Genomic DNA, 24,598 nt, shown 5'->3' with positions numbered 1-24,598 from the left:
GGGCGACCGACGGGAGGCGGTGCCACCGACGCGCGCTACGCCTGCGGTCCGGCGGCGAACCAGGTCCCGATCGCGTCACCCGTGAGCGCGCGGTCGACGAGCGCGGTCGCGGTGACGAGGACGCTCGTGCCGGCCTCGGCCGCGAGGCGGGCGGCCGCGACCTTCGTCCCCGCGCCCCCCGTCCCCACTCCCGCGGCGCCGACCGAACCGAACGTGACGCCTGCGAGGTCGTCACCGAACGGGACCTCCGCGATCCGCTCGGCGCCGGGCTGCTCCGGCGGCTTCGTGTAGAGCGCGTCGACGTCCGAGAGGAGGACGAGGACGTCGGCACGGAGCAACCGCGCGACGAGGGCGGCCAACCGGTCGTTGTCCCCGAACCGGATCTCGTGCGTGGCGACGGTGTCGTTCTCGTTGACGATCGGCAGGATCCGGAGCGCGAGCAGGCGGTCCATCGCCCGCTGCGCGTTGACCCGGTGCGTGGGGTTCTGCAGGTCCCCGGCGGTCAGGAGCACCTGACCGGCGACGATCTCGTACCGGCGCAGGCTCCGCTGGTACCGGTACACCAGGACGTTCTGCCCGACGGCCGCGGCGGCCTGCTGCGTCGCGAGGTCGTCGGGGCGGGCGTCGAGCGCCAGGTACGGGAACCCCGTCGCGATCGCCCCCGACGACACGAGCACGACCTCGGTGCCCCGGCCGTGCGCGGCGGCGAGGGCGTCGACGAGGGGTTCGATCTGCCCGGCGTTCTCCCCGCTGATCGAGGACGAGCCGACCTTGACGACGATCCGGCGCGCGGTCGGGACGTCGGCACGGGTCCGGACGGGCGTCGGCTCCGCGCGCGTGGTCGTGCTGTCGGTCATCGCTGCGGCACTCCTGTCGTGTCGGGTCGTGGTCCTGCCGGGTGCTCGGGGCGGGCGTGGTCGGTCAGTCGGCGTCCGGCTCGGTGTCGTCGTCGTCCGCCCAGAGTCCGGCGACGCGCTCGCGCTCGAGCTCGGCGCGCGCCTCGGCCTTGGCGTCCATGCGCTCGAAGTACTCCGCACGGCGCTGACCGCGGGTCGGGCGGGGGTTGAGGTCTAGGCGGGAGTCCGTGCCGCGTGCGCTCGTGATGAGCTCGGCGGTCGAGGTGAGTGTCGGCTCCCAGTCGAAGACCATGCCGCCGTCCCCGCCGATCACGACGGTCGAACCGGCCACCGCGCCGGCCTTGAAGAGGTCGTCCTCGACGCCGAGCTTGGCGAGTCGGTCCGCCAGGTAGCCGATGGCTTCCTCGTTGTCGAAGTCCGTCTGCTGCACCCAGCGCTCGGGCTTCGCCCCGCGGATCCGGTAGAACCGGTGCTCCTCGCCACCCTCGGCGCGGACGGTGTACTCGGTCTGGTCGACCGCCCGGGGACGGAGCACGATCCGCTCAGGCTCGGGCTGGGTGGCCTGCGTGACCCGGGCCTGTTCGACGATGTCCGCGAGGGCGAAGGTCAGCTCACGGAGTCCAGCGTGCGACGCGGTCGAGATCTCGAACACGCGGTAGCCCCGCGACTCGAGCTCCGGCCGCACGAACTCGGCGAGCTCGCGGGCGTCGGGGACGTCGATCTTGTTGAGGGCGACGAGCTGGGGACGCTCGAGCAGCGGTGTCTGACCGGCCGGCACGGGGTACCGCTCGAGTTCGCGGAGGATGACGTCGAGGTCGCTGATCGGGTCACGGCCGGGGTCGAGCGTCGCGCAGTCGATCACGTGCAGCAGGGCGCTGCACCGCTCGACGTGCCGGAGGAACTCGAGGCCGAGTCCGCGACCCTCCGACGCCCCCTCGATGAGGCCGGGGACGTCGGCGACGGTGAACCGGACCGATCCCGACTCGACGACGCCGAGGTTCGGGGTGAGCGTCGTGAAGGGGTAGTCGGCGATCTTCGGCTTGGCGGCGGAGATCGCGGCGATCAGGCTCGACTTGCCCGCGGACGGGAACCCGACCAGGGCGACGTCGGCCACGGTCTTGAGTTCGAGCCGGACGTCCCCGGTCTCGCCGAGCGTGCCGAGGAGCGCGAACCCGGGGGCCTTGCGCTTCGGTGTGGCGAGGGCGGCGTTGCCGAGGCCACCCTGACCGCCCTGCGCGACGACGACGCGCATCCCCGGGCGGTCCATGTCGGCGATCTGCTCGCCGCGCTCGTCGTACACGACGGTGCCGACGGGCACCGGGAGGTCGAGCTCCTCGCCGCTCGTGCCGCTGCGCATGTCACCCATGCCGGGCTGTCCGTTCCGGCTGGAGCGGTGGGGCGACCGGTGGTACCCGAGCAGGGTCGTGACCTGGGGGTCGCTGACGAGGACGATGTCCCCGCCGTTCCCGCCGTTGCCGCCGTCGGGCCCGGCGAGGGGCTTGAACTTCTCGCGGCGGACCGAGACGCAGCCGTTGCCGCCGTTGCCCGCGGTCAGGTGCAGGGTGACGTGGTCGACGAAGGTGGCCATGGTGTCCTCACGGAGCTGGTGCCAGGGGCGCCGGACCGAGGGCGCCGCACCCGGCGGGAAAGCGAAGAAGGGCGGGCACTCGGCCCGCCCTTCTCGTGGGGTGTGTCGTCGTGCGATCAGGCGTTGACGATGTTGACGACCTTGCGGCCGCCCTTGGTGCCGAACTCGACGGCGCCCGCGGTGAGCGCGAAGAGCGTGTCGTCGCCGCCACGGCCGACGTTGGCGCCCGGGTGGAAGTGGGTGCCACGCTGGCGGAGGATGATCTCGCCCGCGTTGACGACCTGTCCGCCGAAGCGCTTCACGCCGAGGCGCTGCGCGTTCGAGTCACGACCGTTGCGAGTGGAGCTCGCACCCTTCTTGTGTGCCATTGTTCTTCCGCCTTACGCGATCTTGGTGATCTTGACGCGGGTGAGCTCCGAGCGGTGGCCCTGACGCTTCTTGTACCCGGTCTTGTTCTTGAACTTCTGGATGACGATCTTCGGGCCGCGGAGGTCGTTCAGGACCTCGGCGGTGACCGTCACGCCGGCGAGGTCACTCGCCGCGGAGGTGACCTTGTCGCCGTCCACGAGGAGCACCGGCGCGAGCTGGATGGTGCCGTTCTCGTCGCCCTTGATGCGGTCGATGTTCAGGACGGTGCCGACCTCGACCTTTTCCTGACGGCCGCCGGCGCGCACAACTGCGTAAACCACGTGGAATTCCTTACGTACTCTGCTGGAGGGAAGTCTGCGGTGCCGTCGCCGACGCGGTCGACGCGGGCATGAGGCCTCGCGGACACCAACAACCAAGGGTACTCGATGGCTCCCGGTCCGGTCAAACGCGCGCCACGCCGTAGGCTCCTCCGGGTGACCGTGCTCATCGACCCTCCCGTCTGGCCCGCGCACGACACGGTCTGGTCGCACCTGGTGAGCGACGAGTCCTACGACGAGCTCCACGCCTTCGCGGCCCGCGCCGGCCTGCCCCGCCGCGCGTTCGACCACGACCACTACGACGTCCCCGCGGCCCGGCACGACGAACTCGTCGCGCTGGGGGCCCTCGCCGTGTCCGGCCGGGAACTCGTCCTCCGGCTCATCGCGAGCGGACTCCGGGTCCCGCAGCGCGACAAGCGCTCCGGGCACTGACCCGCTGCCCGGGCGCCTCAGCGGTCCCGGTCGACCTCGTCGGTCGCACGCCACTCCTCGGGAACCGACGTCCCCGTCGGCCACGGGCCTCCCGACCGGGACGCATCGGCCGTCCACGCGCCTCCCGGCTGCGCTGCGCCCGTCGGCCACGCGCCTCCCGGCTGCGACGCACCCGTCGGCCACGCGCTCCCCGGCTGCGACGCACCCGTCGGCCACGCGCCTCCCGGCTGCGACGCACCCGGGCGCGGAGCAGCCGCATGCCAGGCTGGCGCCTGCGGCGGGATCGTGGCCACCGGCACGGCGTCGGCCGGCGGGACCATGCCCGGCATCCCCGGACGGCCGGTGCGGCCTCGTCGCCCTGGACGTCCGGACCACAACCAGACGAGCGTGCAGGCCGTGACGGTGAGCGCCGTGTACTCGACGCCGCGGGACACGGGGTCCGTCAGGATGTCGGTGAGCAGGTAGGTCCAGTCGAGCTCGCTCACCGCGTGGACGAAGCCCTCGAACACGCCGACGACCATGATGCCCACGGTCCCCGCCGCCCCGGCGACGATCGCCCGGAGCACGATCGTCGGCAGTGGACTCCGTCGCGTCACCGGGGTCAGGAACGCGAGGACGACGAACGCGACGACGTAGAACGCCAGTGGGTCGAGCAGCCACGTGACGAGGAAGTACCCGAGCGGCGTGCCGGTGAAGCCCTCGTCGCCGAAGTCCATCGCGCCCGCGTAGGACAGGGTGCCGAGGAACTCGGACAGGGACGACACGAGCAGGACCGCCGCGACCACCGCGATGGCGAGCGCCGCGGCGGCGACTCCAGCTCCCGAGCGCTCCCGAGCGAACACACTCGTGGGGCTGCTCCTCCGCCATGCGGGAACGGCGCCCGGGAGCCCGATGCCGGGGCCGGGTACTCGCGGAACCGACGGACCCGGAACCGACGGACCCGGTACGGACGCCCACGACGGCGCGGGGCCGGCCGCGCCCGGCATCCGGTGGTGGTCACCCTGGGACGCGGCACGGCCGTCTCTCGGGAACCCGGGCGCTCCCCCGACCGGCTGCTGGTGGTCGTCGGTCGGATCGGACACGCGGGCTCTCCTCTGCGGTGGCGGTGGGCGGCCGCGGCACGCGGCACCGGTCGACGGTCAGGAAACGCTACCGCGGAACGACGAACGCGACCCCGCCCCGTCGGGGGGAGGTCGCGTTCGTCATCGGCCGCGTCGGCCGTCTGCCGGGAGGCCCGGGCTCAGTCCCGCGCTGCGGTCACCGCCCGAGGATGACCGGCCCGCCGTCGGGGTCGCCCGCGTCGTCAGCACCGCCGGCGTCGGTTGCGCCGCTGGTCGTCGCGGGTGCGCTGATGCTCCCCGACGTCACCCTGCGGGACCGGTTGCGCCCCTGGCCGGGCTGCTTCGGCTCGGGGAGCGCCTGGAGGACGGAGTCCAGGAGGGACTCGGCCGCCTCGGTGCTCACCGGCCGGGGCTGCCGGACCGGCGCCGCGGAGAGCGGGATGTCGAGGATCGCGACGGACTCGGTCGGGGACACGGTCGCCGTCGTGCTCACCCGACGAGACCCCGTCGACGCCGGCTCACGGGTCGCCGACACCGGTTCGGGCGTCGCCGGTTCGTGCGGCGCTGCGGGCTGCTGCCGTGTCACCTCGGTCGGCTGCTCCACGGTCGCGTCGGCGGACGGAGCGTGCTCGGTGCGCTCGGTGCGCTCCTCCCGGTCGGCACGCTCGTTCCGGTCGGCACGCTCGTTCCGATCGCCGCGCTCGTTCCGGTCCCCGCGACGGGAGCGGCGCTGCGATCGCGTCGTCCCCGTACCGGCGTCGGTTTCACCCGGTGTGGCTCCGCTGGCGCTGTCCAGAGCCTCCTCGAGCTGGCTCGCGCTCGTCGGCGCGGTGCCGCTCGCGGCCGTCGCAGCGGCGTCGTCGTGCGGGATGGTCGATGCAGCGATCCGCGAGAGTGCGTTCTTGACGTCCTCGGTGATCTGGTGCGCCTGCTGCGACGACTGCTGGCCGTTGCCGCTGCCGCTGCCGTTGCCGCTGCCGTTGCCCTGGCCACCGCCGTTGCCCCGGCCCTTGCGACCGCTCCGGCCACCCTTCGGCGAGGACTCGTTCGTGTTGTCGTTGACCTTGGCGTTCACCTCGGCGAACGACTCCTGCAGGCCGACGCCGATCTTCTTGCGGGTCATCTGCACGAGGCCGAGCGAGGTGACCTCGGCGACCTGGTGCTTCGTCCGGTCACGGCTCAGGCACTCGACGAGACGGCGGAGCACGAGGTCGCGGTTGGACTCGAGCACCATGTCGATGAAGTCGACCACGATGATGCCGCCGATGTCGCGCAGTCGGAGCTGACGCACGATCTCCTCGGCAGCCTCGAGGTTGTTCTTCGTGACGGTCTCCTCGAGGTTGCCCCCGGACCCGACGAACTTGCCCGTGTTGACGTCGACCACGGTCATCGCCTCGGTACGGTCGATCACCAGTGAGCCGCCGGACGGCAGCCAGACCTTGCGGTCCAGGGCCTTCTCGATCTGCTCGTTGAGCCGGTGCTCCTCGAACGAGTCGGGGCCCTCGTAGAGCTCGACGCGGTCCTTGAGGTCCGGCGCCACCGCCGAGAGGTACTCGTCGATGACGGCGCGGGCGGCATCACCGTCGATGATCAGCTTCGAGAAGTCCTCGTTGAAGACGTCGCGCACGATCTTGACGAGGAGGTCGGGCTCGCTGTGGAGCAGCACCGGCGCCTGGCCGTTCTGCACCTTGTTCTGGATCGCCTCCCACTGGCTCGTGAGCCGGGTGACGTCGCGCGTGAGCTGCTCCTCGGTCGCTCCCTCGGCCGCGGTGCGCACGATGACGCCCGCGTGCTCCGGCAGGACCTCCTTGAGGATCTTCTTGAGGCGCGCGCGCTCGGTGTCGGGCAGCTTGCGCGAGATCCCGTTCATCGAGCCGTTCGGCACGTAGACCAGGTAGCGCCCCGGGAGCGAGATCTGGCTCGTCAGGCGGGCGCCCTTGTGGCCGACCGGGTCCTTCGTCACCTGCACGAGGACCTTGTCGCCGGGCTTGAGCGCGAGCTCGATGCGGCGGGGCTGGTTGCCCGTCTCGACGGAGTCCCAGTCGACCTCGCCCGAGTACAGCACCGCGTTCCGCCCGCGGCCGATGTCCACGAACGCGGCCTCCATGCTCGGCAACACGTTCTGCACCTTGCCGAGGTAGACGTTCCCGATGAGCGAGACGTTGTGGTTCTTCGTGACGTAGTGCTCCGCGAGGACGCCGTCCTCGAGCACGCCGATCTCGATGCGGTCCGCCTGCGAGCGGACGATCATCTGGCGGTCGACGCTCTCGCGGCGGGCGAGGAACTCGTCCTCGGTGATGACCTGACGGCGGCGACCGGCGTCACGGCCGTCACGGCGACGCTGCTTCTTCGCCTCGAGCCGGGTCGACCCCTTGATGCGCTGCGGCTCGGTGATGAGCTCCGGCTCGCGCTTCTGCTTGGGCTGCCGCTGCTGCTGCACGCCCGGGTCGTCGGCCTGCTGGTCGTCCTGCGCGGCGGCCCCGCGACGACGCGATCGACGGCGGGTGCTCGGCGACTCGACGAGGTCGCGGTCACGGTCGCGGTCACGGTCGCGGTCCGGCTCGTCGTCCGGCTGGAACCGCTCGGGCAGGTCCGGCAGCACGGGCGCATGGAAGATGAGGCTCGTCGTGCTCGTCGCGACCGGGTACGTCGGTGCGGGTTCGGCCGCGGACTCCTCAGCCGTCGACGGCTCGGCCTCCGGCTGCCCGGCGCCGGTGGGCTCCGCATCCGGCAGATCGGTGACAACCGACCCCGTCGCCTCCGGGGCGAGGTCGGCTGCCGTGTCCTCAGCGAGGCCGAGGGGCACCGCCTCCGTCACCGACGCGACCGCGTCGACCATCGTCGTCACCGACACGGCCTCGTCGACCACCGTCGTCACCTGCGCGGCCTCGTCGATCACCGTCGTCACCTGCGCGGCCTCGTCGACCGCGGAGGTCACCGAGTCGCCCTCGTCGACGACGACGCGCGCGGCGTCCGGGGCGTCGACCGACGCCACCGGTGCCGAGAGCTCGCCGGGGTCCTCCGCGTCGGACGCGGGCGGCGTGACGGGCGTCGCCCGGGCCTCCCGGTCGGCGACGTGGTCGTCCGGTCCGTGGGACCGTGCCCGGCGGCTGCCGAACAGGCGCCCGCGGCGCTTCGTACCGTCTTCGTTGTTGTTGTCGTTCTGCTCCACCATCGACTGGTGCACTCCTCAGCCCGGCCTGGTCAGCACGTGACCGGCGGGAATCCTCGGCGGGCGGCGACTACGCCCCCGCGCTCGCTCCAAGCGGCCGGTGCCGCTCCGTACGGGGCAGCACCACGGTCGCGCGCGCCCTCTCACGGCGCTTCGTTGTCCGGGCACCGGGCCCGGAAAGCTCTTCGTCATCGACGGTACGGGACCGTCGACCCATCGATTATCGCACGCCCGCCCATGGGAATGCCGAACGTGCATGCGATGATGGCGCTCGTGACGTCCCGCGAAGCCCTCCGTCGTCCACCCGTGGCCATGGCCGTGTTCCTCCTCGTCACCGGGGCGGGCGGGTTGTACGGCGCCTTCCGGCTCGTCGTCGACGAGTACCAACTGCTGGAACACCCCAAGCAGGCACTGGGATGCGACGTCAACCCCTTCATCAGCTGCTCGAACGTCATGGCGAGCCACCAGGCACATCTGTTCGGGTTCCCGAACCCGATCCTCGGCGTCTCGGGGTTCGTGGCACCGATCGCCGTCGCGGTGATGCTGTTGGCCGGCGTCGTCGCGGCCCGCTGGTTCTGGGTGGCGTTCAACGCCGGGGTGTTCCTGGCGTGGGTGTTCGTGACGTGGCTCTTCACGCAGACGGTGTGGTCGATCGGTGCGCTCTGCCCCTGGTGCATGCTCGTCTGGTCCATGACGATCCCGATGTTCTGGGTGTTCACGTGCTGGAACCTGGCGCGGGGGAACCTCGGCGAACGCGGACGTCGGATCGGCCAGGCGGTCCTCCCGTTCTCCTGGCTCATCGTGCTCGTCAACTACGTCGTGATCGTCCTCGTGATCCTCATCATGTTCCCGACGCTGCGGGCCATCCTCTTCTGATCGCGTACGACCGGTCCGCACCGCGACGCCGGCCTGATGTCGACGCCCCGCGCACCGGCGTCGATCACGCGTCACGCACTTCTGGGAGGTTTGTCAGCCGAGCCGCGCTCGACCCCCTCCAGCACCCGTTACGGTTGTTGCCGATGAGCACCGCAGGCGACAACTCCTCCAAGAAGGCACGGCGCGAAGCAGCCCGCGAGCACGCGCGGGCGATGCGCGAGCGAGAACAACAGCGCAGACGCCGCAACCGGCTGTTCCTGCAGGGCGGCATCGGCCTCGCCGTGCTGGCCGTCGCCGCGATCGTCGTGCTCGTCGTCGTCAACTCGATCCAGCCCGCGGGCCCCGGCCCCAAGAACATGGCGAGCGACGGCATCCTCCTGCACGGCAACGGCAAGTCGATCACCGCGGTCACCACGGGTGCGACGAAGGCCGGCGCGGAGCCGACGGCCACCAAGACGGCAGCCCACAAGGACACGATCAACGTCGTGATCTACGAGGACTACATGTGCCCGTACTGCAACCAGTTCGAGACGACGAACATGACGCAGATCAAGCAGTGGGTCACCGCCGGGTACGCCACGCTCGAGCTCCATCCGTTCGCGCTGCTCGACGCGAGCTCCCTCGGCACCAAGTACTCGACCCGCGCCACCAACGCCGCCGCCTGTGTCGCGAACTACGAGCCGAACAAGTTCCTCGCCGTGAACCAGCGCTTCTACAAGAAGCAACCGAGCGAGCAGACCAAGGGTCTGACCGACGACCAGATCGTCAGCCTCGTCAAGGCCGCTGGCGCGACGAACGAGAACATCCCGAGCTGCATCCACAACGGCACGTTCAAGGGGTGGGTGGCCGACGTCACGAACCGGACGCTCAACGACAAGATCCCGAACTCCGACGTCAAGAAGCTCACCGGCACCCCGCTCGTCCTCGTCAACGGGCAGCAGTACACCGGGTCGCTGACCGACACGTCGGCGTTCTCGTCGTTCGTGGAGCAGGTCGCCGAGCAGGCCGTGGGTTCGTCGGGCAGCTCGACCGCGACGCCGACCGCCACGCCCTCGGCGGGCTGATCGCACGGTCGCCACGGGCCAGCCCCGCGGCGACCATCAGCCGTGAGACGACGGGCCGTCCCGATGGGGGCGGCCCGTCGTCGTTCCGTCTCGGGTGTCCGCTCGCTCCCCGGGGTGGTGTCGGGCCTCCCGGTCACGCCCGGTGCGGGTGCTCGTCTCGACGGCGCGGGTGTCGGACGACAGGGGTGACGTCGTCAGATGCCCGCGCATCGCATGCACGCGGATACGGCGACAGGCCCGTTGTCGGACGACGACGGGCCTGTCGGGAACACGTGGAACGGCGGGTCAGGCGAACCAGAGACCGAGCTCGCGCGCGGCGGACTCGGGCGAGTCGCTGCCGTGCACGAGGTTCTGCTGCACCTTGAGACCCCAGTCGCGCCCGAGGTCGCCGCGGATCGTGCCCGGCGCGGCCGAGGTCGGATCGGTGGTGCCCGCGAGCGAGCGGAAGCCGGCGATCACGCCGTTGCCCGCGACGCGGACGGCGACGATCGGCCCGGACTCCATGAACTCGACGAGGGGCTCGAAGAACGGCTTGCCCTGGTGCTCCTCGTAGTGGGCGCTGAGCAGGTCGCGGGACGCCGTCAGCATCTTCAGGTCGACGATCTCGTAGCCCTTCGCCTCGATGCGGCGGAGGATCTCCCCGGTCAACTGGCGGGCGACGCCGTCGGGCTTGACGAGGACGAGGGTCTCTTCGAGGTCGGACACGCATTGCTCCCTGGGTTCGGGGGTGGATGTGGTCGGTGTGCGGCGGCGACGGTCAGGCGCCGGCGTCGGTGCCCGGTGCGGGGTCCTCGCCGAGGGCCGCCGCGCGGGCCGCATTCGTCCGGTCGAGCTGACCACCCTTGACGAAGCAGTAGATCCAGAACGCCAGGAACATGGCGCCCACGACGAACATGAACGGTTCCACGAAGCCGGTGGCGATGATGGCCGCCTGCAGCAGCCATCCGAACCCTACACCGGCGGGGCGACCGGTCAGCCGGGAGGCGATGGCGAGCACGACCATGAAGCCGAGACCGCCGCCGAACGCCGCGGCCGGCGGGAGTTCGTGTTTGCCGAACACGACGAGCATCGGGAAGAAGAACACCACGGCCTCGAGCACGAGGACGATCGACAGCAGGCTCTCGCGGGCGCCGCGCGGGGGGCGGGGACGCCGCATCCGTGTGCCGCGGGCCGGCGGGGAGGTCCGGGGAGCGTCCGTCATGCCGACTCGCCTTCGCCGTGGACCAGGTCCATGACCCGACCGATCAGCACGATGGAGCCCGCGACGAGGACCATGGCGCCCGGCTCCCCCTCGGCCAGGTCAGCCTCGGCGTCGGCGTCCTCGGCGAGAGTCCTTGCCTCGGCCAGGGCGGCCTCGACGTCGGGCTCGACGACCACCCGATCCGGGCCGACCTCGTCGACGACGATCGCGGCGAACGCGTCGGCGTCGAGGGCCCTGGGGCCGGGGGGCTGCGTGACGACGAACGTGGCCACGACGTCCTTGAGCGCGCGAACGATGCCGCGGGCGTCCTTGTCGGCGAGGACGCCGAGCACGCCGACCACGTGGTCGGACGGGAACGCGACGGGCAGGGCCTCGGCCAGGGCCCGGGCGCCGTGCGGGTTGTGTGCGGCGTCGACGACCACGGTCGGCTGCTGGGCGATCGGCTGGAGACGGCCGGGCGACGTCGCTGCCGCGAGGCCCTCGCTGAGGACGTCCTCGTCGAGGGGCTGCGATCCGCGACCGAGGAACGACTCGACGGCGGCGATCGCCACCGCGGCGTTCTCGGCCTGGTGGGCACCGAAGAGCGGCACGAACAGGTCGTCGTACCGGCCGGCGACGCCCTGGACGCTGACGAGCTGACCGCCGACGGCCGGGGTGTCCGACAGCACGCGGAAGCCGCCGTTCGGGCCGGAGGTCGCCTCGACGGCGAGCGTCGCCTCGCTCAGGGCCGCCGCACGCTCGAGCTCCCCCAGGGCCTCCGGCGTCTGCCGCGCGCTGACGACCGCCGCCGAGGGCTTGATGATCCCGGCCTTGGTCCGGGCGATCTCGGCCACGGTGTTGCCGAGCTGCTTGGCGTGGTCGATCGCGATCGGGGTGAACACCGCCACCTGGCCGTCGACCACGTTCGTGGAGTCCCACTCGCCGCCCATGCCGACCTCGATCACGGCGACGTCGACCGGCGCGTCCGCGAAGCACGCGATCGCGAGGACCGTGAGCGCCTCGAAGAACGTGAGCGGCTGCTGTCCGGCGGCGCGGAGCTCGTCGTCGGTCATGGTCAGGTACGGCTGGATGTCGCGCCAGTTCTCGACGAACGACTCGGGCCGGATGGGCTCGCCGTCGATGACGATGCGCTCTCGGATGGACACGAGGTGCGGGCTCGTCATGAGTCCGGTGCGGAGCCCGTGCGCGCGCACGATGCTCTCGATCATCCGGGCGGTCGACGTCTTGCCGTTCGTGCCGGTGATGTGGATGACCGGGAACGCGTGCTGCGGGTCGCCGAGCAGCTCGACGGCACGCCGGGTCGCCGCCAGCCGACGCTCGGGGGCTTGTTCCCCGATGCGGGCGTACAGCTCCGACTCGACCTGGGCGACGCCGTCGTCCTCGGGCCCGTGCGGCACGGGGACGCCCGCCGTCACCGGACGTGGAGTCCCGGCGACGGGCTCGCCGTCCTCGTCGTACGCGTCGTCGTCGCCGTAGGGGTTCGTACCGTTGCCGATCTCAGCCAACGCGGGTCACCTCCACCCGGACGAGCGCGCCGTCGCCGACGTGCTCGACGCCGGGGTCGTCGTCGTCCAGCGCGGAGACGACCTGCTCGAGCCGGCTGCTCAAGGTCTCCTGCGCGATGAGTCCATGGTGCGCCTCGATCGCGCTGCTCGCAGCCTCGTCGGCCTCGAGCCGCAGGACGATGCGGTCGCTGACGTCGAGCCCGGCGTCCCGACGCGCCTGCTGCACCGCACGCACGACGTCGCGGGCCAGGCCCTCGGCCTCCAGCTCCGGGGTCGTCACGGTGTCGAGCACGACGAAGCCACTGCCCTCGAGGAACGCCACCGCGCTCGTCGGGTCGGCCACGGTGAGGTCGAGCGTGTACTCCCCCTCGACCAGGTCGACGCCGCCGACCGTGACGCCGTCGGCGGTGGCGGTCCAGTCACCGCGCTTGGCCGCCGGGATCACCTGCTGCACGAGCTTCCCGATGCGGGGACCCGCGGCACGGGCGTTCACCGTGAGCTTCCGCTCGATGCCGTACTGCGCCAGCGACTCCTCGGCCTGCTGCTCGAGCACGACGCGCTTGACGTTCAGCTCGTCGCGGAGGATGTCGGCGAACGGCTCGAGCCCGGCGGGATCCGCGGTGACGACGGTCAGGGTCGCGAGCGGCAGACGGACCCGCTTGCCGGTCGCCTTGCGGAGCGCGAGGCCCTTCGACGCGACGTCGCGGACGCGGTCCATCGCGGCGACGAGGGCGTCGTCGGCGGGGAACGCCTCGGCGTCCGGCCAGTCCTCGAGGTGGACGCTGCGCCCACCGGTGAGGCCCCTCCAGACCTCGTCCGCGACGAGCGGCGCGAGCGGCGCGGCGACGCGCGTCAGGGTCTCGAGGACCGTGTACAGCGTGTCGAAGGCATCGCGGGCGGCGTCCGAGGACCCGGCACCCGCCCAGAACTTGTCACGGGACCGCCGGACGTACCAGTTCGTGAGGACGTCGGCGAAGTCGCGGACCGCGAGGGTGGCCAGCGGGGTGTCGAGGGCCTCGAGGTGCGCCGTGACGTCGAGCACGAGCTGCCGGGTGCGCGCGAGCAGGTACCGGTCGAGCACGTCCGTCGAGTCGGTGCGCCAGGTGGCGTGGTACCCGTCGTCCCCCGACGCGTTCGCGTAGAGGGTGAAGAAGTAGTAGGTCGACCAGAGGGGCAGCAGGAACTCGCGGACGCCCTGGCGGATCCCCTCTTCGGTGACGACGAGGTTCCCACCGCGGATCACCGAGGACGACATGAGGAACCACCGCATGGCGTCGGCGCCGTCGCGGTCGAAGACCTCGTTGACGTCGGGGTAGTTCCGCCGGCTCTTCGACATCTTCTGGCCGTCGGACCCGAGCACGATGCCGTGGCTGATGACGTTCGAGAACGCCGGACGGTCGAACAGGGCCGTCGCCAGCGCGTGCATGACGTAGAACCAGCCGCGCGTCTGTCCGATGTACTCGACGATGAAGTCGGCCGGGTTGTGGGTGTCGAACCACTCGCGGTTCTCGAAGGGGTAGTGCACCTGGGCGTACGGCATCGACCCGGAATCGAACCAGACGTCGAACACGTCGGTGATCCGGCGCATCGTGGAGCGGCCGGTCGGGTCGTCGGGGTTCGGCCTCGTCAGCTCGTCGATGAACGGGCGGTGCAGATCCGGCTCGCCGGCGTCGTTCAGGGGCAGGCGCCCGAAGTCGCGTTCGAGGTCGGCGAGGGATCCGTACACGTCAACGCGCGGGTAGGCGGGGTCGTCGCTCTTCCACACCGGGATCGGCGAACCCCAGTACCGGTTGCGCGAGATCGACCAGTCACGAGCGCCCTCGACCCACTTGCCGAACTGGCCGTCCTTGACGTTCTCGGGCACCCAGGTGATCTGCTCGTTGAGCTCGCCCATGCGGTCCCGGAAGTCGGTGACCCGGATGAACCAGCTCGACACGGCCTTGTAGATGAGCGGGTTCCGGCAGCGCCAGCAGTGCGGGTAGCTGTGCTCGTACGAGGCGACCCGGAGCAGCCGCCCCATCGCGCGGAGCTCCTGCGTCAGCGGCTTGTTCGCGTCGGACCACAGCTGGCCCGCGACGAGGTCCACCTGCGGCAGGAACAGCCCGCCGTCGTCGAGGGAGAGGATCGTCGGGATGCCCGCCGCCGAACAGACGGCCTGGTCGTCCTCGCCGTAGGCCGGTGCCTGGTGCACGATGCCCGTGCCCTCGCCCGTGGCGACGTACTCGGCGACGAGCACCTGCCAGGCGTTCTCCATGCCCTCGACGTCGACGTAGAAGTCCCACAGCCGCTCGTACGCGACGCCGTCGAGCTCGGCACCGGTGACGGTGCGGGTGACCGCGGCACGGGCCTCCTCGGCGGAGCCGTAGCCGAGGTCCTTGGCGTACGCGGCGAGCGTGTCGCCGGCGAGCAGGAACGACGCGGTGCCTGCCGCGGTCCCGTCGGCTGCGCCGTCCGGACCGGCCGGCACGAGCACGTACTCGATGGCGGGGCCCACGGCGAGCGCCGCGTTCGTCGGCAGGGTCCATGGCGTCGTCGTCCACGCGAGCGCGCGGACGCCCGAGAGCCCGAGCTCCTCGGCGCGGGCGCCGGTGAACGGGAACGCGACGGTCACCGACTGGTCCTGGCGCTGCTGGTAGACGTCGTCGTCCATGCGGAGCTCGTGGTTCGACAGCGGCGTCTGGTCGTTCCAGCAGTAGGGCAGCACGCGGAAGCCCTCGTACGCCAGGCCCTTGTCCCAGAGCGACTTGAACGCCCACAGCACGCTCTCCATGAACGTGACGTCGAGCGTCTTGTAGTCGTCGTCGAAGTCGACCCAGCGTGCCTGGCGGGTGACGTAGTCGCGCCACTCGTCGGTGTACTGGAGCACGGACCGACGCGCCGCCGCGTTGAACACGTCGATGCCCATGTCGTCGATCTCGTGCTTCTCGGTGATGCCGAGCTGGCGCATGGCCTCGAGTTCGGCCGGCAGTCCGTGGGTGTCCCACCCGAACCGGCGGTGCACCTGCTTGCCGCGCATCGTCTGGAACCGCGGGAAGACGTCCTTGGCGTAGCCGGTGAGCAGGTGCCCGTAGTGCGGGAGTCCGTTCGCGAACGGCGGGCCGTCGTAGAACACCCACTCGTCGCAGCCCTGCCGCTGCTCGACCGAGGCCCGGAACGTGTCGTCGCGCTGCCAGAAGGCGAGGACGCCGCGCTCGACCTCGGGGAACGAGGGGGACGGGGTGACGCCGGCGGCGTCCGGGTCGTTCAAGGGGTAGCGCATCTGGTCCTCGGCGAGTGGTCGTGTGCGTGCTGTCGACGAGGACGCCACCCGGTCGACTCGACCCGGCGGCGCGGTACCACCTCGATTGCGGCCACGGCCGGGAGGCACTGCTCCCGTCGCGCGGACCACCGCTCGTTGCTCAGGCTGTGACGGACCCGACCCGTTCGGTTCTAGTGGCCGCCCGACTCCCGCTCGCGCCCGGGGACGCTCGCGGAGGACGGATGGTGTTCTTCCGAAGGCTCCCCGGTGATGGCCGGATCGACGCCGCTGGGACGATCGTACCGCCCGCGGAGCAGACTGGAGGCATGGTGAGCGACGCGACCGAGGACCGCAAGAGCACGGACCACCCGGACGCGGCGGCCTCGGGCGCCCCGAAGCCCGAGAGCCTGCTCACGGTCGTCATCGCCTTCGCCGCGAACCTGCTCGTGGCCCTCGCCAAGACGTTCGCGTCGTTGTTGACCGGTTCGGCGTCGATGGTCGCCGAGGCGGCGCACTCGTGGGCGGACACCGGCAACGAGGTCTTCCTGCTCATCGCCGAGCGCCGGGGCGCCAAGCAGCGCGACGCCGACCACCCGCTCGGCTACGGCCGCGAGACCTACATCTGGTCGATGTTCGCGGCGTTCGGGCTGTTCACGGCCGGCGCGATCGTGTCGATCTACCACGGGATCAGCGAGCTGACCTCGGACGAACCGCCGCGCGACGTCCTCATCGGCTACATCGTGCTCGCGGTCTCCGCGTGCCTCGAGGGCACGAGCTTCCTGCAGGCGTTCCGGCAGGCCCACGGCGCGGCGACCCGACGCCGGGTGCCGATCCTCCGGCACGTGCTCCAGTCCTCGAACCCGACGCTCCGCGCGGTGTTCGCCGAGGACTCCGCGGCACTCGTCGGTCTCGTCCTCGCGTTCCTCGGCCTGCTCCTGCACCAGCTGACCGGGTCTGCCGTGTGGGACGCGCTCGGCTCGATCGCCGTCGGGGTGCTGCTCGGCGTGGTCGCGGTGGTGCTCATCGACCGGAACCGGCGGTTCCTCATCGGGGAGTCGACGTCGCCCGAGCTCGAGGACGCCGTGCTCGCGGAGATCCTCCGCAAGCCCGAGGTGGAGCGTGTGACGTACCTGCACCTCGAGTTCGTCGGGCCGAGCCGGGTGTACCTCGTCGCGGCGATCGACATGGCGGGCAACGAGCGCGAGGAGCAGGTCGCGCTCCGGCTGCGTGCGGTCGAGGAACAGCTCGAGTCGAGCCCCTACATCGAGGAGGCCGTGCTCACGCTCTCGCAGCCGGGCGACGCCAGCCTGGTGCCGGACAACGACGGCGACGTGCCGGAGATCGTCGAGGACGGCACCCTCGAGGAGGTCGCCACGGGCGACGGGCGCACCCTCCGCGCCTGACCGGGCCTCCACGACCGTCCCAGGGGTGCTGGGAACGGCCCCACCGGCCCCCGAGGACCATCAGCGTCGACGGACGGGAGGTCCCGATGGCGCGACCGGCACTCCCCCGCGGCCTGCGGGTGTTCCTCGACGCGGTGCGCGGACTCGCGGCGCTCGAGGTCGTCGCCCACCACCTCGTGTCGGTCAACGCCTACGGCGGACCCGTGGTCCTGCGCGACGTGTTCGCGTTCGGGCAGGAGGCCGTCATGGTCTTCTTCCTGCTCAGCGGGTTCGTCGTGTACGCCAACGAGTTCGACCGGCGCGGCGGGGTCGGCGCGTACCTGTTCCGGCGTCTCCGTCGGATCTACCCGCCGCTCGTGCTCGCACTGGTGCTGTCGATCGGGGTCGCGGCGGCGGACCGCGACCTCGTGGCCGAGTTCCACCCCGGGCAGGTCCTCGGCACCCTCGTGGCGCTGCAGGACAACGGGGCGCTGAAGCCGGGGGTCATCGTCGACCCGCCGTTCCACAACCTCGCCCTGTGGTCGCTGTCGTACGAGATCGCCTTCTACCTGGTGTTCCCGCTCCTCGCGTCGGCACTGCACCGGTGGCCGCGACTGACCCCCCACCTCGTCGGTGCGGTGTCGCTCGCGGCGTTCGCGGCCTACACGGTGCACCCCGGGCACGCCGTGCTCGTGCTCGCGTACCTGCTCGTGTGGTGGGCCGGCGCGGCGATGGCGCGTGCGTTCCTCCAGGACCGGGTCGGTCCGCGCGCGCTCGCCCCGGAGCTGCTCTGGCTCACGGCGCTCACGGCGCTCGCCGTGGGCACGACGCTCCGATCGGGTACCGGGGGCGGATTCGCGGCCTACCCCCTGCTCATGGTCCGGCACTTCGGTGTGGCCACGGCCCTGGTGACGCTCGTCGCGGTCGTGGCGCCGACGCTGCGGGCACGGCCCGCCCTCGCCGCTGCGCTCGGCCGGGGCCTGGCCCGCGTCGCGGCGCCGTCCGCGTTCCTGGCGTCGATCTCGTACGGGCTGTACGTGTTCCACTGGCCGTTGCTCGTGCAGTGGGGGTTCCCGCACACCGGACCGGTACCGTTCGCGGTGGCCGCCGTGACGCTCCTCGCGCTCGCGGTCGCCGGGGACCGCTGGGCGGGCGCGGGGCTCGCGCGTCGGCACCGACGACCGGTCGCCGTGGCCGTCTGAGCGCCGACCTGGGGCGAGGGAGCACCGGACGATCCCGAGGGGACGCCGGACGGGTCCAGCGGGCGTGCTACCGCGCGTCCAGTCCCGCGGCGACGGGGGTGAGCGCCGCGGCCACGTACTCGACGAGGGGTCCACGCCCGACCCCGTCGGCGACCCACACCCCGAACGCCGCGGCCGCCGCGCCGAGCATCGCGCCGCTGACCGTCTGGGGCCACAACCCGCTCGGACGCTCGCCGATGCGGTCGGCGACGAACGCGGCGACCGCACTGTGCTGCCCCATGATCCGGGCCGCGGCGCTCTGCACCAGCTCGGGGCCGATCCGCATGACCTCGGCCTGGGCGATCGACCACGGCACCCGCTGGGGGTCGTGCCGCCGGGCCGCGGCGAGCAGGGCGTCCTCGACGGCCCGGACCGGCGAGCGCTCCTCGGACACGCGGAGGAGCGCGGGGATCTCGCGCACGGCCTCGTCGAGTTCCAGCCACATGACGTCGGACTTCGCGGTGAAGTAGTTGAAGAACGTGGCGCGACTCACCCCGGCGCGCTGCGCGATGTGGTCGACCGTCGTGCCGGCGTACCCCTGCTCGAGGAAGAGCTCGGCGGCGGCGTCGGCGAGCACCACTGCCGAGGAGCGCCGCGGGCGGCCGGCTCGGCGCACACGCTCCGCCTGTGGGTCCTCCGGATCGGCCATGCCCCCATTCAACCGCTAGACTCACCCGGACATGTTCTTGGACTCGGTGCACAAAATCGCCTCCGCCGTTCGCGCCGCGGTCGCTCCCCCGCTGATCCGCACCCGCTCGAAGCGCGTCGCGCGCACCGCGACGACCGTGGCGGGCGCGACCGCGGTCCTCCTGGCCGTCGCCGCGTGTTCCGGCGGGAGCCCGAGCGCCAGCAGCACGCCCACGCACGGCGGGACGCTCGTGTACGCGTCCGGCGACGCCGAACCGACCTGCCTCGATCCGCACGTCGGTGGCAACTACCCGCAGGCGCTCCTCGCGTCGCAGTACATCGAGGAGCTCGTCACCATGGGCAGCGACCGGAAGGCGCAGCCCGCCCTCGCGACGAGCTGGACCACGAGCAGCGACGGCCGCACCTGGACCTTCCACCTGCGCGAGGGCGTCGCGTTCAGCGACGGGACGCCGTTCGACGCGGCCGCCGTCGTCCGGAACATCGAGCACGTGCAGGACCCGGCGACCGCGTCGAGCACCGGGTACCTGGCCCTCGGCGCGATCACGACGGCGACCGCGACCGACGCCCACACGGTGACGCTGCGCCTCAGCCGCCCGGACAGCGCCCTGCTCGAGTCGCTGTCGCAGCCGTGGGTCGGGATCGAGTCGCCGACGGCGCTGGCCCGCTCGCAGGCGACCAACTGCGCCAGCCCGGTGGGGACGGGTCCGTTCATGGTGACGAAGTGGGTGCACGGCGACCACGTCAGCCTCACCCGGAACACGCACTTCACGCCGCTCGGGAACTCGAGCACGAAGCCCCGGCTGTCCGGGATCACCTGGCGGTTCCTGCCCGACTCGACCTCGCGCTACGCGGCGCTGAAGTCCGGCCAGGTCGACGTCATCGACAACGCCCAGCCCGACCAGCTGCACGCGGCGAGCTCGACGGGGAGCATCCGTGACCTCGACGCCCCGCGGCCCGGCGCCTCGAACCGGCTCGAGCTCAACTCCGGCCACGGGGTGTTCCGCGACGAGCAGGTGCGCAAGGCGTTCATCGCCGGCGCGCAGATCGATCCGGGCATCCGCTCCCTGTTCCTCGGCACGGCGAAGCGGTCGTACTCCGTCCTGTCGAGCGTCGAGCCGCTCGCCGTGAGCGACAAACGGCTGTTCGGTTCCTCGCCCGCAACCGCGAAGCGCCTGCTCGACGCGGACGGCTGGAAGGTCGGGTCGGACGGCGTCCGCACGAAGGACGGCCAGCGGCTCACCGTCACGTTCCCGGTGTCGACGAACCAGTCGATCCCGGCCGAGCGCAGCCTCTTCCAGCAGATCCAGGCGTCCGAGAAGGCCGTCGGCTTCGACGTCCGCATCGAACAGCTCGACCTGTCCAGCTGGTACGCCGCACTCGCCGCGAACCACTACGACGTCGTCAGTGCCCCGTACACGAAGGTCGGCCCGGACGTGCTCCGGATCCTGTACGACAGCGCGAGCATCACGCCCGCGCCGTCCGGGTACTTCGCGAACCTCGCGCAGCTGTCCGAGCCCCAGCTCGACGCCGAGCTCGAACAGGCCGCCCGCACGACGGACCCGACCACGCGGTCCACGCTCTACGCCGAGGCGCAGCACCGGATCCTCACGAGCCGCACCGTGCTGCCGCTGTACGACCAGCAGAACCAGTTCCTGTACCGGTCGAGCGTCCACGGCATCACGACCACGTCGGTGAGCACCCCGGACTTCGGGACCGCGTGGATCGACCACTGACGGACGGCGCGACCGGTCCGGCCGCTCCGACCGGTCCGGCCACTCCGACCGGTCCGGCCGCTCCGGCCGGGAGGCCCGACCCCGTTCCCCCGGTCCGGCTCGGCACCGCCGCGGCCTGGCTGGCGCGCCGGGTCGTCGGGGCGGTCGTCGTCCTCTGGGCCGTGGCGACGATCGTGTTCGTCGCGATCCGTGCGATCCCCGGCGACCCCGCGCAGGCGATCCTCGGCGGGCCCGGATCGCAGGCCTCGGCCGCCGCGGTCGCGCACGTCCGCGCCGAGTACGGGCTCGACCGCCCCGTCGTCGTGCAGTACGCGGTGTTCCTCGGACGGCTGGCGACCGGGCGGCTCGGCGACTCGTACACCTTCCACACACCGGTCGCCGCCCTGCTCGCCCAGGAGCTCCCGGTCACCCTGACGCTCGCGCTCGCCGGACTCGTCGTCGCGTGGGCGTTGGCCGTCGTCGCCGCGTGGTGGTCGACCCGTCGCGGGCGGATCGCCGCCGCCCTGACGTCGGGGATCGCGGTCGCGGCGAGCGTGACGCCGCACTTCTGGCTCGGCAGCGTGCTCATCGTCGTGTTCGCGACCGGGCTCGGATGGGCCCCCGCGGTGAGCGACGGCACGGTCGGCGGATGGGTGCTCCCGGCCGTCACGGTCGCGGTCCCCGTGGCCGGCTACCTGGCGCAGACGATCCGCGACGGTGTGCTCGACGCCGAGCGGTCCGCGTTCGCCCTCGCGGCGCGAGCGCGAGGCGAGTCCCCCGTCGGCCTGTTCTCCCGGCACCTGCTGCGGCACGCGGCGTTGCCGGGGATCGCCCTGAGCGCCTGGGCCTTCGGGTCGCTCGTGTCCGGCGCGGTCGTCGTCGAGTCCGTGTTCGCACTCCCCGGCATCGGACGGAGTCTCGTCGGCGCCGTGACCGAGCGGGACATGCCCCTGGTCGCCGGGATCGCGCTCGTGTCCGCCCTCGCGTACGTCGTGGTGCTCGCGGTCGCGGACCTCGTCGAACGCGTCGTCGACCCGCGGGTGACCCGCACGGGACCGACCGGCTCGTCCGTCCGACGCACCCGCCGGCCCCGCCCGGGTGCTCCCCGGCCGACCACGGGGCGGGCCGCTCCGTGACCGGGATCGTCGACCCGGGCCTCCCGGCGGCCGGCGTGGACGATGCCGTCCCCGGGACCGTCGGCGCGCCGGGCACCGCATGGCGACGCACGGTCCGCGCCCTCGGACCGTCCGGGAGCGTCGCCGCCGTCGTGGCGCTCCTCGCCGTCCTCGCCGCCGTCTGGCCGGCCGCACTCGGCGGCGCCCACCCGCTGGCGGTGCACCCTGCGCAGGCGTTGCTCGCGCCGTCCCCGCTCCATCCGTTCGGCACCGACGAGTCGGGCCGCGACGTCCTCGCGCGCGTGGTCGCCGGAACCCGCGCCTCGCTGACCGTCGGCGTCGTCGCGACACTCGTCGGCGGCGTCGCCGGGGTCCTCCTCGGGCTCGTCGCGGGGCTCGGCGGCCGGATCGCCGACGCCGTGGTCGGACGGGTGCTCGAGGTCGGGTTCGCCCTGCCGATCCTGCTCGTCGCGCTCGTCGTCATCACCGTGACCGGGCCGGGTGCGGTCCCCGCGACGATCGCCGTCGGGTTCGCCACCGCCCCCGGGTACGGGCGCATCGTCCGGGGGCTCGTCCGCACCGCGCGGGCGTCCTCCGTGGCCGAGACCGCCGTGCTGCTCGGACGGCGCCCGACGTGGATCGTCGTGCACCACGTGCTGCCGACCGCGCTGTGGCCGATCGTCGCCGTCGGCACCCTCGGCGTCGGGCAGGCGGTCGTGTGGGCGTCGGCCCTGAGCTACCTCGGCCTCGGGACCCCGCCGCCGGCGCCGGAGTGGGGCGCGATGCTCGCCGACGGCCGGACCTACCTCGACACCGCCCCGTGGACGAGCGCCTTCCCGGGGCTCGCGATCGTCGTCACCGCGGCCGCGGTCACCGTCCTCGGGCGTCGCCTCCGCGGACTCGGGGTACCGCGGTGAGCGCGGGCGGGTCACCCGTCGCCGGCGGTGCGTCCGTGGACACGCCGGACGCGGGCCTCCCGGTCCTCGACGTCACCGACCTCGCCGTGGCGATCGACGGCCGGACCGTCGTCAGCGGCGTGGACCTCCGCATCGCGCCCGGCGAGTGCGTCGCGCTCGTCGGCCCGTCCGGGTCGGGCAAGTCGGTGACGGCGCGGGCCCTCCTCGGGCTCTCGACACCCGGCGCCCGCGTCACCGCGGGGCGGCTCGAGCTCGACGGCGCGGACCTGCGGACCGCGTCGGAGCGACGGTGGCGCCGGATCCGCGGCCATCGCGTCGGGTACGTCGGCCAGGAGGCCCTCGGCGCGCTCGACCCGCTCCGCCCCGTCGGCCGCGAGGTCGCCGACGCCCTCCGCCTCCACACCGGACTCACTGCGCGCGAGCGGCTGGACCGGGTCGCCGCCACGCTCGACCGGGTCGGTCTCGACCCCGCGCTCGCCCGCGACGGACGGCGCGCCGACACCCTGTCCGGCGGGATGCGGCAGCGGGCGCTCATCGCCGCCGCGATCGTCGGTGGTCCCACACTCGTGATCGCCGACGAGCCGACCACCGCACTCGACGCGGGGATCGCCGTGACGGTCATGGAGACCCTGCGGCAGGTCCGGGACACCGGCGCCGGACTCCTCCTCATCACGCACGACATGGGCCTCGTCGCGGGCTGGGCCGACCGCGTCGCCGTCATGACGGACGGGAGGATCGTGGAGACCGGCGGCACGACCTCCGTCCTGCGGACGCCCCGCCATCCCGTGACGCGGGCGCTCGTCGCCGCGGCCGAGCACGCGCGCGTCGCGGTGCGCTGGGGTTCCGAGGTTGCCGATCCGGTCGGTGGGACCGCCGGTTCCGCGATGGCGGCCCCGCCTGCAGCGACGGCCGATCCCGCGGTGCCTGCCGATCCTGCGGTCGGCGCCGGTCCTGCGGTCGGCGCCGGTCCTGCGGTCGGCGCCGGTCCCGCGGTCGGCGCCGGTCCTGCCGGGCACGCCGTGCCTCCGGCCTCGTCAGCCGCCCCTGAGCCGGTGCTCGTCGGCGAGGACCTCGGCGCTCGGTACGACGGACGGAGCGTGCTCGAGCACGTCGATCTGGCGCTGGCTCGGGGCCGGACGCTCGGGGTCGTCGGCGCATCCGGGTCGGGCAAGACGACACTCGCCCGGGTGCTCCTCGGGCTGACGGACCCGGCCACCGGACGGGTGCGACTCGACGGCGCGGCCTGGGCGCCCCTCCCGGAAGCCGCGCGGCGGGCACGTCGTCACCGGATCGCCGCCGTCGTGCAGGACCCCGGGTCGACGTTCGACGAGCGATGGAGCGTCGAGCGGGTGCTCGTCGACGCACTCACCGCGGGACGCGCTCGACGTGCCGCCGGTGCGGTCGCCGACGCCGTGGACGCCGCCCTCCGCCGGGTCGACCTCGACCCCGCGCTCCGGCCCCGCGGTCCCCGCACCCTGTCCGGCGGGCAACGGCAGCGGCTCGCGATCGCCCGGGCCCTGGCGACCGGGCCGGACCTGCTGCTCCTCGACGAACCCGTCACCGCGCTCGACGCCACCGTGCAGGACGCGGTGCTCGCGCTGCTCGAGCGGCTGCAGCGCGAGACCGGGACGGCGATGCTCTTCGTCTCGCACGACCTGGCGGCGGTGCGGCGGATGAGCGACGACGTGCTGGTGCTCGACGCCGGGCGGGTGGTCGAGGCCGGGCGGGCCGATCGGGTGTTCGGGCGGCCGGCGCACCCGGTCACGGCGCGGCTCCTGGCGGCGGCGGAGCGGCTGGCGGCGGGGTAGGTCGGGCGTCAGCGGTCAGGACCGGCGCGCATCTCGCGCCCGCGCTGTCGCTCTCCCGCTGTCGCGCCCCGCGCTGTCGCTCCCCGCAGTCGCCT

At 72.6% G+C, this 24,598-nt stretch carries 20 protein-coding genes; 9 read left to right on the top strand and 11 right to left on the bottom strand.

Annotated elements, in window-relative coordinates; translation table 11 throughout:
* Nucleotides 1–35: 35 nt before the first annotated feature.
* From proB to rplU, 4 genes are all read right to left on the bottom strand, one after another.
* A complete protein-coding gene (gene proB / locus DEI94_RS04285) occupies nucleotides 36–857 on the bottom strand; it encodes a glutamate 5-kinase (RefSeq protein ID WP_111026916.1) in 822 nt (273 codons plus the stop codon).
* Between the two features lie 64 nt (nucleotides 858–921).
* Nucleotides 922–2,445, bottom strand: coding sequence for a GTPase ObgE (gene obgE, locus DEI94_RS04280; RefSeq protein WP_111011051.1), 1,524 nt, complete (start codon nucleotides 2,443–2,445; stop codon nucleotides 922–924).
* 116 nt (nucleotides 2,446–2,561) lie between these two features.
* Nucleotides 2,562–2,813, bottom strand: coding sequence for a 50S ribosomal protein L27 (rpmA, locus tag DEI94_RS04275; protein WP_111011050.1), 252 nt, complete (start codon nucleotides 2,811–2,813; stop codon nucleotides 2,562–2,564).
* Between the two features lie 12 nt (nucleotides 2,814–2,825).
* Complete coding sequence (gene rplU, locus DEI94_RS04270; protein ID WP_111011049.1) at nucleotides 2,826–3,134, bottom strand: 50S ribosomal protein L21; 309 nt, start codon at nucleotides 3,132–3,134, stop codon at nucleotides 2,826–2,828.
* Between the two features lie 153 nt (nucleotides 3,135–3,287).
* On the opposite strand from rplU, the gene DEI94_RS04265 reads away from it, so the two are divergent.
* Nucleotides 3,288–3,563, top strand: coding sequence for a DUF4031 domain-containing protein (locus tag DEI94_RS04265; protein WP_111011048.1), 276 nt, complete (start codon nucleotides 3,288–3,290; stop codon nucleotides 3,561–3,563).
* A 17-nt stretch (nucleotides 3,564–3,580) separates the two neighbouring features.
* Here DEI94_RS04265 and DEI94_RS04260 read toward each other — a convergent pair whose 3' ends face one another.
* Nucleotides 3,581–4,645, bottom strand: a complete 1,065-nt coding sequence (locus DEI94_RS04260) for a hypothetical protein (RefSeq protein ID WP_146244406.1) — start codon at nucleotides 4,643–4,645, stop codon at nucleotides 3,581–3,583.
* Nucleotides 4,646–4,820: 175 nt separating this feature from the next.
* Complete coding sequence (locus tag DEI94_RS04255) at nucleotides 4,821–7,799, bottom strand: Rne/Rng family ribonuclease (protein WP_111026918.1); 2,979 nt, start codon at nucleotides 7,797–7,799, stop codon at nucleotides 4,821–4,823.
* Nucleotides 7,800–8,069: 270 nt separating this feature from the next.
* Here DEI94_RS04255 and DEI94_RS04250 point away from each other — a divergent pair, with 270 nt between their 5' ends.
* Nucleotides 8,070–8,672, top strand: a complete 603-nt coding sequence (locus DEI94_RS04250) for a vitamin K epoxide reductase family protein (RefSeq protein ID WP_258368710.1) — start codon at nucleotides 8,070–8,072, stop codon at nucleotides 8,670–8,672.
* Between the two features lie 143 nt (nucleotides 8,673–8,815).
* A complete protein-coding gene (locus tag DEI94_RS04245) occupies nucleotides 8,816–9,736 on the top strand; it encodes a DsbA family protein (protein WP_111026919.1) in 921 nt (306 codons plus the stop codon).
* Between the two features lie 285 nt (nucleotides 9,737–10,021).
* Here DEI94_RS04245 and ndk read toward each other — a convergent pair whose 3' ends face one another.
* From ndk to ileS, 4 genes are all read right to left on the bottom strand, one after another.
* Nucleotides 10,022–10,441 carry a nucleoside-diphosphate kinase gene (ndk, locus tag DEI94_RS04240; RefSeq protein ID WP_111011044.1) on the bottom strand — a complete coding sequence of 140 codons (420 nt, stop codon included), beginning with the start codon at nucleotides 10,439–10,441 and terminating at the stop codon, nucleotides 10,022–10,024.
* Between the two features lie 52 nt (nucleotides 10,442–10,493).
* A complete protein-coding gene (locus tag DEI94_RS04235; RefSeq protein ID WP_111011043.1) occupies nucleotides 10,494–10,937 on the bottom strand; it encodes a DUF4233 domain-containing protein in 444 nt (147 codons plus the stop codon).
* Complete coding sequence (locus tag DEI94_RS04230) at nucleotides 10,934–12,352, bottom strand: bifunctional folylpolyglutamate synthase/dihydrofolate synthase (RefSeq protein WP_375334633.1); 1,419 nt, start codon at nucleotides 12,350–12,352, stop codon at nucleotides 10,934–10,936. The genes DEI94_RS04235 and DEI94_RS04230 overlap by 4 nt, the downstream gene beginning before the upstream one ends.
* 82 nt (nucleotides 12,353–12,434) lie before the next feature.
* Nucleotides 12,435–15,701, bottom strand: a complete 3,267-nt coding sequence (gene ileS, locus DEI94_RS04225) for an isoleucine--tRNA ligase (RefSeq protein ID WP_111026920.1) — start codon at nucleotides 15,699–15,701, stop codon at nucleotides 12,435–12,437.
* Nucleotides 15,702–16,006: 305 nt separating this feature from the next.
* Between ileS and DEI94_RS04220 the strand changes: the two genes are divergently transcribed.
* Together DEI94_RS04220 and DEI94_RS04215 are read left to right on the top strand one after the other, a co-directional pair.
* Nucleotides 16,007–17,083: a cation diffusion facilitator family transporter gene (locus tag DEI94_RS04220; protein WP_111026921.1), complete on the top strand. Its 1,077-nt coding sequence runs from the start codon at nucleotides 16,007–16,009 to the stop codon at nucleotides 17,081–17,083.
* Between the two features lie 86 nt (nucleotides 17,084–17,169).
* The gene (locus DEI94_RS04215) at nucleotides 17,170–18,264 is read left to right on the top strand and encodes an acyltransferase family protein (protein ID WP_111011040.1); all 1,095 of its coding nucleotides are present in this window, start codon (nucleotides 17,170–17,172) and stop codon (nucleotides 18,262–18,264) included.
* 67 nt (nucleotides 18,265–18,331) lie between these two features.
* Here the strand turns inward: DEI94_RS04215 and DEI94_RS04210 are convergent, their stop codons facing one another.
* Nucleotides 18,332–18,952, bottom strand: a complete 621-nt coding sequence (locus DEI94_RS04210; protein WP_111026922.1) for a TetR/AcrR family transcriptional regulator — start codon at nucleotides 18,950–18,952, stop codon at nucleotides 18,332–18,334.
* 31 nt (nucleotides 18,953–18,983) lie between these two features.
* On the opposite strand from DEI94_RS04210, the gene DEI94_RS04205 reads away from it, so the two are divergent.
* The 4 genes from DEI94_RS04205 to DEI94_RS04190 are packed head-to-tail and all read left to right on the top strand — an operon-like array spanning nucleotide 18,984 to nucleotide 24,503.
* Nucleotides 18,984–20,684, top strand: coding sequence for an ABC transporter substrate-binding protein (locus DEI94_RS04205; RefSeq protein WP_111026923.1), 1,701 nt, complete (start codon nucleotides 18,984–18,986; stop codon nucleotides 20,682–20,684).
* Nucleotides 20,669–21,799, top strand: coding sequence for an ABC transporter permease (locus DEI94_RS04200; RefSeq protein WP_349815162.1), 1,131 nt, complete (start codon nucleotides 20,669–20,671; stop codon nucleotides 21,797–21,799). The genes DEI94_RS04205 and DEI94_RS04200 overlap by 16 nt, the downstream gene beginning before the upstream one ends.
* Entirely contained in the window at nucleotides 21,796–22,695 is a 900-nt protein-coding gene (locus tag DEI94_RS04195) for an ABC transporter permease (RefSeq protein ID WP_258378018.1), read from the top strand. The genes DEI94_RS04200 and DEI94_RS04195 overlap by 4 nt, the downstream gene beginning before the upstream one ends.
* 35 nt (nucleotides 22,696–22,730) lie before the next feature.
* Nucleotides 22,731–24,503, top strand: coding sequence for an ATP-binding cassette domain-containing protein (locus DEI94_RS04190; RefSeq protein WP_111026945.1), 1,773 nt, complete (start codon nucleotides 22,731–22,733; stop codon nucleotides 24,501–24,503).
* The last annotated feature ends 95 nt before the right edge of the window (nucleotides 24,504–24,598 follow it).

Source organism: Curtobacterium sp. MCBD17_040, from assembly GCF_003234805.2.
Taxonomy (GTDB): domain Bacteria; phylum Actinomycetota; class Actinomycetes; order Actinomycetales; family Microbacteriaceae; genus Curtobacterium.
Note: the sequence above shows the minus strand (reverse complement) of the source record. Positions and strands in the feature narration are given on the sequence as shown.

What these genes read in the sequence shown, in the direction of transcription:
- DEI94_RS04205 (WP_111026923.1), top strand. Translation starts at nt 18,984, where the DNA reads ATGTTCTTGGACTCGGTGCACAAAATCGCCTCCGCCGTTCGCGCCGCG.
- proB (WP_111026916.1), bottom strand. Translation starts at nt 857, where the DNA reads ATGACCGACAGCACGACCACGCGCGCGGAGCCGACGCCCGTCCGGACC.
- DEI94_RS04210 (WP_111026922.1), bottom strand. Translation starts at nt 18,952, where the DNA reads ATGGCCGATCCGGAGGACCCACAGGCGGAGCGTGTGCGCCGAGCCGGC.
- rpmA (WP_111011050.1), bottom strand. Translation starts at nt 2,813, where the DNA reads ATGGCACACAAGAAGGGTGCGAGCTCCACTCGCAACGGTCGTGACTCG.
- DEI94_RS04255 (WP_111026918.1), bottom strand. Translation starts at nt 7,799, where the DNA reads ATGGTGGAGCAGAACGACAACAACAACGAAGACGGTACGAAGCGCCGC.
- DEI94_RS04215 (WP_111011040.1), top strand. Translation starts at nt 17,170, where the DNA reads ATGGCGCGACCGGCACTCCCCCGCGGCCTGCGGGTGTTCCTCGACGCG.
- ileS (WP_111026920.1), bottom strand. Translation starts at nt 15,701, where the DNA reads ATGCGCTACCCCTTGAACGACCCGGACGCCGCCGGCGTCACCCCGTCC.
- DEI94_RS04235 (WP_111011043.1), bottom strand. Translation starts at nt 10,937, where the DNA reads ATGACGGACGCTCCCCGGACCTCCCCGCCGGCCCGCGGCACACGGATG.
- DEI94_RS04220 (WP_111026921.1), top strand. Translation starts at nt 16,007, where the DNA reads ATGGTGAGCGACGCGACCGAGGACCGCAAGAGCACGGACCACCCGGAC.
- obgE (WP_111011051.1), bottom strand. Translation starts at nt 2,445, where the DNA reads ATGGCCACCTTCGTCGACCACGTCACCCTGCACCTGACCGCGGGCAAC.
- DEI94_RS04245 (WP_111026919.1), top strand. Translation starts at nt 8,816, where the DNA reads ATGAGCACCGCAGGCGACAACTCCTCCAAGAAGGCACGGCGCGAAGCA.